At 49.8% G+C, this 8476-nt stretch carries 7 protein-coding genes, 1 tRNA gene and 1 pseudogene; 7 read left to right on the top strand and 2 right to left on the bottom strand.

Going from position 1 to position 8476, the window contains the following annotated elements; all coding sequences use genetic code 11:
• The 7 genes and pseudogenes from GF404_13790 to GF404_13760 form a co-directional block, all read left to right on the top strand.
• Positions 1–406: tetratricopeptide repeat protein (locus GF404_13790; protein MBD3383246.1), on the top strand; the 406-nt coding region annotated here is incomplete at its 5' end.
• 49 nt (positions 407–455) lie between these two features.
• Positions 456–1457, top strand: a complete 1002-nt coding sequence (locus GF404_13785) for a TGS domain-containing protein (GenBank protein MBD3383245.1) — start codon at positions 456–458, stop codon at positions 1455–1457.
• Positions 1458–1485: 28 nt separating this feature from the next.
• Entirely contained in the window at positions 1486–2508 is a 1023-nt protein-coding gene (locus GF404_13780; GenBank protein ID MBD3383244.1) for a hypothetical protein, read from the top strand.
• 83 nt (positions 2509–2591) lie between these two features.
• Positions 2592–5189 carry a hypothetical protein gene (locus GF404_13775; GenBank protein ID MBD3383243.1) on the top strand — a complete coding sequence of 866 codons (2598 nt, stop codon included), beginning with the start codon at positions 2592–2594 and terminating at the stop codon, positions 5187–5189.
• 7 nt (positions 5190–5196) lie between these two features.
• Complete coding sequence (locus GF404_13770) at positions 5197–5757, top strand: phosphatase PAP2 family protein (GenBank protein MBD3383242.1); 561 nt, start codon at positions 5197–5199, stop codon at positions 5755–5757.
• A 68-nt stretch (positions 5758–5825) separates the two neighbouring features.
• Positions 5826–5898 (top strand) — tRNA-Asn (locus tag GF404_13765).
• A 98-nt stretch (positions 5899–5996) separates the two neighbouring features.
• Positions 5997–6337: pseudogene (locus GF404_13760) on the top strand (hypothetical protein).
• A 351-nt stretch (positions 6338–6688) separates the two neighbouring features.
• Here GF404_13760 and GF404_13755 read toward each other — a convergent pair.
• Both GF404_13755 and GF404_13750 read right to left on the bottom strand, forming a co-directional pair.
• Positions 6689–7327, bottom strand: coding sequence for a hypothetical protein (locus GF404_13755; GenBank protein ID MBD3383241.1), 639 nt, complete (start codon positions 7325–7327; stop codon positions 6689–6691).
• 234 nt (positions 7328–7561) lie between these two features.
• The coding region (locus tag GF404_13750; GenBank protein ID MBD3383240.1) for a potassium transporter KefB at positions 7562–8476 on the bottom strand (915 nt) is incomplete at its 5' end.

Genomic DNA, 8476 nt, shown 5'->3' with positions numbered 1-8476 from the left:
TGACATCGAGGCTCTCAATAATCTGGGAGTTATTTTCTGGAGGCAGTTTCAATTGGACAGCGCCCTGGTCTATCTCAGGCAGGCAGTCGCTCATGATCCCGAAAATCCGTACCTGCTCTACAACCTGGGCATGACGTTTTATCGCCTCGATCAGCCGGATTCAGCACATTTTTACCTCAATCGCGCGCGCAACCACGATTTCAATTCACTGCGAATAAAAGAAAACTATAACCAGATAATTATCGATCTCGCACGCCAGCATAACCTGCCCTTGATCGACCTGGTTTCGATGTTCGATCGGGTAGGGCGCGAACAGTTGTTTGTCGATCACTGCCATCCCAACCAGCTCGGTCATCGATTGATTGCTGAGCAACTGGCCGAAGAGATCATTCGATTGTTACAGTAGTTTGCGCAAATACTTGACAAATCTGAGATATTGCTGAATTTTAAAGTATATGCCTGCAAATCTGACACCTCAATACAAGGAAGCCGAGGAACGCTTCCGCAAGGCCTCGACCGACGAGGAAAAGCTGGCCTGCCTGGAAGAGATGATGCGGGTTATCCCCAAGCACAAGGGAACCGAGAAGATGCGGGCCGATATCAAGACCCGTATGGCCAAAATCCGGCAGAAGATGCAGTCCGGCAAATCCCAGAAAGGTGGAGGCAAAAGAACGACCTATCTTGACCATGTCGAAAAGCACGGGGCCGCGCAGGTGATGGTTCTGGGACCGCCCAACAGCGGAAAATCCTCGCTGGTCGACCTGGTCACGAATTTCGAACCGGAGATCGCCGAATACCCGTTTACCACCCGGATTCCGATGCCGGCCATGATGCCCTACGATACGATTCAGTTCCAGCTGGTCGATATGCCCCCGATCACGCGCGACACTTACGACGGCTGGATGACTAACCTGATTCGCAATGCTGATATCCTCGCTATGGTGGTCGACGCTTCTGCCGATGATGTCCTCGAGAACATGCAGGAAATGATCGAGGTCATCGAAGAAGCCGGAATAGTCTTGACGGGCGAGAAGATCCCGGAAGAGTACGAAAATTCGGTCTTCTGCAAAAAAGTCCTGGTTCTGGCCAACAAAATCGGCGAGGACAACGCCGTAGACAATTTAGAAATCATCCAGGAGTTTTATTCCGACCGCTTTCCGATTATGGCGATCTCGGTCGCGCGCAACCGCAATATTGATCAGCTCAAGCAGAAGATTTTCGAAATGCTCAAAATCATACGGGTTTACACCAAAACGATTGGCAAGGACGTCGACTACAAAGACCCGATAATATTGCCGATCGGGGCTACTGTCGAGGATGCCGCCCTCTCCATCCACAAGGATTTTGCCCATAAGCTCCAATACGCCAAAGTCTGGGGCGAGGGCAAATTCGATGGCCAGAAAGTCACCAATGTCTTCGAATTATCAGACAAGGACGTGATCGAATTTCATATCTGATTAAATAACTCCATAAAAGGGAATACCCATGAAAACCATTTTGATTTCATTGATATTGACAGTTTCATGTACTTGCGCAGTTGGACTTGGCGCTGATCTTCCGGACTGGTTCGACGCAGATGTACTGGCACAGGGTGACAAGCTCGAAGTCAGTCCTGACGGCCGTCATCTCTTGTATTCTCGCGATCGCGTCCTGTATGTGTACGATCTGACAAAAGACAGGGAATCCGAACTGGCCAAATTGTTTTCCGCTGAGCATCACTGGGTAAATTCTGACAGTATTCTTGCGGTCTTCTGGCCGTCAAATATCCGTCAGCGCGGAAAGGTCGAAAAGGTCGTGACCTACCAGATCATCAGCCTCGCCAAAGATCGCTCTGTCATTGCCGCGGACACCTCCCTGACCAGCAGGATACCAGGTTACAATTCGCCTGTCAGGTTTCCGGACGGCACCCTGTTTATCCGCAAAAATCCGGGCTGGAAAGCAGATGCGTTTGCCCAAACCGACAGTTTCATGGCATTTACCGACAGCACTTACGACCTGCCTGAAGCACTGGACAGTTTCCGCTACCTGACCTATTCCGCGCAGGAAGGCGGTACGATTTTCTTCAAGGATATCAATAAGCAGACAGCACGCTCGTTCGTACTGGGAGAAAACTACTACAAGCCGGAATTGTCACCCGATTACTCGCGGGTCGCCGCGTACTCCGATGAAACCGTCCTGATTCTAGACAGTGCTGGAAATATACTCTACGACCTCAAAGAGAAGATAGACACCATCGAAGTCAAAAGTCTCGATAAAATCATTGGTGGCAGTTTCAGCCCTGAGAGCGACGAATTCGCTTACCTGGAAATATATGACGACGGTGAAAGGATCTATATCTGCCATCTCGATTTTGAAAGCGGAATCCGGCAGGTCATCACCAGGTCTGTATTTTACGGCGATGAATCTATCGATTTTTCTCCCGACGGGAAACATCTGTTTTTTGAGGTAAGTTACAAGGGTATGGATTACATCTGTGTAGCTGAAATCCCCAATCCGGGGCGCGACTGAGCAAACTGAAAAAGCTTGACAGTTTTGATCTTATACCTTAATTGCCGATGGATTTCCGTATATATTAAAAAAGGAGTTCGGCTATGAAAATCAGGATTGCCATATATTTACTTATGATTTCCTGCCTGACAGTTTCGGCATTGCAGGCCCGGGAAAACCAGACCATATTCGCCACCCTCGAAAACGGCATGAAACTGGTCCTCAAGGAGAATCATTCCTCCCCGATGATCACCTCGGTAGTATTCATCAATGCCGGTTCACGATACGAGGATCCACAGACCAACGGGCTGACCCATTTTCTGGAACACCTGTTGTTCAACGGCACAAAAAACCGCAGTGGCCAGGAGTTGACCGAAACGATCGAGGAATACGGGGGCTACATCAATGCTTTCACGCGCAAAGACCTGACTGCTTATTTAGTGCTGATGCCAAAGGAGCATATCGATATCGGGCTGGATATACAGTCCGACCAGCTCTTCAATTCCACAATTCCGGAAGATAAGCTGGCCAAGGAACGCAAGATCGTGGTCGAGGAAATCAGGATGAACAACGATGTCCCGGAGACACAGGTCGAGTACTTTTTCAATGAGGTAGTCTTCGCCGGCACTCCCTATGCCCGTACCGTCCTGGGAAGCCCGGACCATATCAACTCGATACCGCGCCAGGCCATCCTGGATTATTACGAGGATTACTACATCCCCAACAACATGATAGCGCTCGTGATCGGAGATTTTGAAACCGAGGCTATGATCGAAAAAATGAACACTTTCTACGGCCACTTTGAAAAAGGCAGGATGCCAAAAATCGATTTGGTCAATTTCCGTATACCTGAGGAACGCAAAGTAGTTGAGACCGAGCTTGAAACCAAGAGCTATCATGTCGATCTGGCTTTTCCCGCGCCTCATTATTCCGATCCCGATTATTATCCGTACTTCATGATGGTTGAATATCTTGCCTCCGGAGCCACCTCGCCTTTGACAAAACAGATCGAAGACAAGGGACTGGCTTCTTCTGTATCGGCCAGCCTGATGACCCAGAAGGATTTTTCTATTATGCGTATCTCGGCCATGACCGACTCGCGTAAAAAAGCCGATGCTGTGGTGTGGGAAATCAACCGGATTTTGTCCGATCCTAAGCTTTTAACTCCCAGTTTCGATACATACAACGGTCTGATCGTTTCCCAGAAAACCCAGGATATCTACCTGCGGGAGAAACTTCATTATTACGGTTTCATCATAGCTCCTATGATGGTTTCGACCGGATATGAATTCCTGGAAAACCTGACTGACAGCCTCGAGCAGGTCGATCCGCTTGAAATAGAGCATATAGCCGGCAAATATTTCGCAGATATCAACTATTTAGGCACCCTGGTAACCCCCCGGGAGACAGCCGAAAAAGAGCTGAATCCCTCTGCCGAAGTCAATACCAGCCATCATGTTCTCGACAATGGCCTGACACTTATAGTTAAGCAGAATCCCGATTCACGTGTGTTTGCCGTCAACATCTTTGGCAAAAACCGGGGCGCGATGGAACCTCCGGGCCGCGACGGTATCACCGATTTTTTAAACCGGATGATGGAACGTGGAACTAAAAAATACGACAAACAGACTTTATCCGAAAAACTTGCCAATATCGGTGCACAGGTGACTGTGACGGATAATCCATATATCCCTTATGACGACCGCTATACCTCACGCCAGTACGCTTTCTTTAAATTTGAGACGATCGACGAATATGCCTCTGACGGAGTTGAACTTCTGGCAGAAATGATTAAACACCCCAGGCTCGATTCAGCAGAAATTAGCTCGGTCAAACAGGAGATGATGGCCGCTCTGGGGATGGCTTCAGCCTCGACTTATCAGACCTGCAGGAACAGTTTTTACCGTCTGATGTTCGGAGAGGATCATCCCCTGGCTAAAGTCCCTCTCGGCACTCATCGCACGATTATGCCGATCAGCAAGGCTGAACTCGAGGCTTACCACAGGAGATTTTACGCGCCTAACAATATGATCATGACTGTCTGTACAAATCTTGGAACGGAGTGGGTCCTGAACCAGGTTCGCGGTAACTTTGGTAGTATGGAAAAAGTCTCGCTGGGTACGATCAATATTGCCAAACCCTCTAAACCGCAGGGCGCGGTAGCGGTTAACTCGCCGATGGATAAGGAACAGGTCTATATCTATCTCGGCTGTCCGACCATATCGATCGGCCATCCGGACTACCCGGCCCTCAAAGTCGCCACCGATATACTCTCCTCGCGGATGTCTCTTGAGCTTCGGGAGAGCCAGGGTCTGGCCTACTCGGTCGGTGCGGGTGTGGCCAGCACTCCCGATTTCGGATGGTTCCTGGCAACCATGGGCACCGGACGCGACAACATCGAGATCGCCCGCGAAGGTATCTTAAGCGAAATCGACAAGATGAAAACCGGTCCGGTCAACACCGAGGAACTGCTCAAGGCCCAGAACTCGATCTGGGGATCATCTCTTACCCGTCAGCTTTCACGAATTAACCAGGCTTATTATCTGACCTGGTATGAGTTTATGGGTGTCGGTTATGATTACCAGGACATTTATATGGAAGCAATTAAGCAAGTGACTATCGAGGATGTCCAGCGGGTAGCAGAAAAATACTTCCCGTCCGAGGGTAACTACTATCTGGCCACTGCCGGATTGAGCGATTAATATCTCGATGCTTGAATTTTTGGTAAACATCGATACCGGATTGATGCGCTTTCTGAACCTGACACTCGCCAATCCGGTATTTGATTTTATAATGCCGATTCTGACCGATAAATGGTTCGTGCGCACATTTTTCCTGACGGCCGGAATGATTGCGGCAATAACCGGGGGCAAACGCGGGTTGATAACTTTCTTTCTGCTGATCCTGGCAGTGATACTCTCTGATCAACTGGCCGCCCAGGTGATCAAGCCGGCGGTCGGACGACTGAGACCCTGCCATACACATGACTGGGTTCACCTTCTGGTCAACTGTTCGAGCGGAAAATCCTTCCCTTCAGCCCATGCCGCCAACAGTTTCGGACAAGCCGCCGTATGGTTTTTCAGGTATCCCGGGTGGCGCTGGCACTTTGTGATAGCGGCCTCACTGATAGCACTTTCGCGGGTGTTTGTGGGTGTCCACTATCCGTTCGATATACTCGCCGGGTCTGTGGTCGGGATTTTCTGCGGAGTGGTCATATTTGCGGGAACGAAGCTTGCACAAAGGCTGTATTACCGGAAGAAAAGCGCTTGACAAGGCGGGTTAATTATTTATAATAAAACGCCGAAAGAATAGAAAAACGAGCGTATAAGTTTATACACTCCTGCTTAGCTCAGTTGGTAGAGCAGGTGGCTGTTAACCACCGGGTCGCAGGTTCGAGTCCTGCAGCAGGAGCTTTTTTATTGGTTTAATATCCACAATTATATAGTAAATACTTGACTATTATCACCCGGATGATTCAATAACCGGACTTATTGAATGTGCAAACTTGAATCATACGAAACTATCTCAATCGCGCCCAGGGATGTCTTGTGGGTCAACTGGCTGGCGATGCATTGGGAAGTACGGTAAATTTCAGACACCCAAAGAGATTTTAAAAAGATATCCTCAAGGAATACGTGATTTTAAAGGTGGCGGGATATGGAATATCCTCCCTGGCCAGCCAACCGATGACTCCGAGATGGCGCTGTTGCTGGCCCGCATGCTGGCGGATCAAAGGCGGTATGATCCGATCCGTGAGAAGGATGTCCGCTCCATCACCGCCGTCGCCCACTGGCACCGTCAGCGCAAGATGTGGGCGAAGCTGGTCAGAGACCTGATGAGTAGAACGTGACGATCTCGTTTTCGAGTCATTGTTCAGTGCCCTTCCCCCATCCGCTAGCAGCCCTTTTCTCTCCACGCATTCTCTAAGATCAATATCTCTGGTTTGATATACATTTTTCCTATTGACCTGATGCCTGTCAGGTCATATAATAACTCCTTGTAATGTGGCCGCAGTTTGCCTCGACCGGGCCCAGCGACTTCTGTCGTTCATAGGCAAAAAACAACGGATGTGGAAAAGGTTGGACACTTGAAAAGCAGCAGTCGCAGACGAGCCAATTCGTGGCCGTATCCCCGTCACGATCAATTCGAGTTGGAACTTCGAAACCGAGCGGCATCGTTCTTTCAGAAGAAGGGATACCAGTCACAGAATAAATATCCATTCATCCTTGCAGAATGGAAACGGTGGCCGTCCAACATCATCCTCGAAGAAGTGGCGGACTTCATCAATCGCGAAAAAGAGGAACGCGCAAAACAAAGGATCGGATTCCCCCTCCACAAATACTTGCACCACGGCCTCAGCAGCCAGGCGATGCTCTTCAATCTCGTGGGGCCTTTGGTAACCAGAAAAGACTTCGAGCCGTTTCAGAAGCTTATGGTTGCCAAGAATATCGATTGGGACGGTGAAGGTCTCAAAGCGCGGTTTGAGGTGGAGGACCGAGAAGTTTTCAATGAGGATTTCGGCCAACCGACATCCATCGACCTGGTTATTGAGAACGGACACGGGCCATCCCTTTTCATTGAAGCCAAATTCGTCGAGCGCGAGTTTGGAGGGTGTTCCGTTTTTAGCCGAGGCGATTGCGACGGAAGAAATCCGTCGAAACAGCATTCGCTTTGCTACCTGCATCATATTGGTCGCAAGTATTGGGAGCTGATTGAGGAGTACTGCGTTTTCGATCAGGCCTGGCTCGAAAGCCCGATCTGCCCTCTCGCCAGCTACTACCAATTCTTTCGAGAGATGTTGTTCGCTCTCCATCAGGAAGGGATTTTTGTTCTCCTTCATGACGAGCGGAATCCTACATTCAGCTGTGATGGCCCGGATGGGAAACGGGGGGTTTTCGCCTTTCTGGTTTCAATGCTCGCGTCGAGGATACGGTCAAGAGTTATCGGCGTGAGCACGCAGGAGTTGTTCCAGGTGATTGCGGCAAGCGGTAAGCACGATGACTGGGTTCCTGAGTTTTCAGAAAAATATGGCATTTCAGCCATTGAGATAAGAGATCAATAATGCGTTAATCGATCACTCCGGCTCGGCAGGCTTAAAATCTTCCTTTAGCCTGATCCGAAATTCCCGCAGGTCGTCGCTGTCGCCGAGTATATGGATGACATCTCCGACATCCATAACCTGATTGCCGTCGGGGTTACTGATCTTTTCCTCACCCCTTTCGATCGCCAGAACTGTCACCCCGTATTTTTTACGCAGATTCATATCCGCCAGGCTGAAATTCGCCAGCGGAGAGGCATCATCAATTTTAATAGAACATATCTCCAAGTTGGAGAAACGCACTCCCAGGTCGGAAATCTCTGAAGTCCTGCGTGGCAGACTGCGAAGCATACCGTAGTTATCCTCGCGCACCGATGATATGAAGCGTTCGATCTGGTCGACCGGAACCATAAAGCGATTCATCACCCTGGTGAAAATTTCAATCGAAGTCTCGAATTCCTCCGGGATGACATCATCAGCTCCAAGTTCACGGAGCGCTCCGACCTCGATAATAAAGCGTGTCCGCACGATCAGGTGCAGAGCCGGATTCAAATGCTTTGCCAGGTAGGTAATCCGCCTGGTCGCGGCCGGGTCGGAAATCGCGATAACCATCGCCCGCGCGGTCATCAAACCAGCCTGCTTGAGGACCTCCTCGCTGGCCGCGTCACCATAAAAAATCGGCTCTCCCTTCTTGCGTTCCCGTTTAACAGTGTCCGGATTCATTTCCAGCACCGTATAAGGAATCCCCGCCATACGGGCCGCCCTGGACAGGTTATAGCCATTCAGACCGAAACCGATTATTATCAGATGATTGTTCAATTGTTCAGATGGTTTGCGCAATTCCCCGAACGATGCAGGACGAAGTCGTTTGAGAAATCCGATGCTCGACAGTTTCTCCGCCCAGCGAGGCGAAACAGCAATGACAAACGGCGTGGCGGCCATGGTGAAAAT

This window comes from Candidatus Zixiibacteriota bacterium (genome assembly GCA_014728145.1).
Classification (GTDB): domain Bacteria; phylum Zixibacteria; class MSB-5A5; order JAABVY01; family JAABVY01; genus WJMC01.
Note: the sequence above shows the minus strand (reverse complement) of the source record. Positions and strands in the feature narration are given on the sequence as shown.

What these genes read in the sequence shown, in the direction of transcription:
- GF404_13755 (MBD3383241.1), bottom strand. Translation starts at nt 7,327, where the DNA reads ATGAAGGAGAACAAAAATCCCTTCCTGATGGAGAGCGAACAACATCTC.
- GF404_13775 (MBD3383243.1), top strand. Translation starts at nt 2,592, where the DNA reads ATGAAAATCAGGATTGCCATATATTTACTTATGATTTCCTGCCTGACA.
- GF404_13785 (MBD3383245.1), top strand. Translation starts at nt 456, where the DNA reads ATGCCTGCAAATCTGACACCTCAATACAAGGAAGCCGAGGAACGCTTC.
- GF404_13780 (MBD3383244.1), top strand. Translation starts at nt 1,486, where the DNA reads ATGAAAACCATTTTGATTTCATTGATATTGACAGTTTCATGTACTTGC.
- GF404_13770 (MBD3383242.1), top strand. Translation starts at nt 5,197, where the DNA reads ATGCTTGAATTTTTGGTAAACATCGATACCGGATTGATGCGCTTTCTG.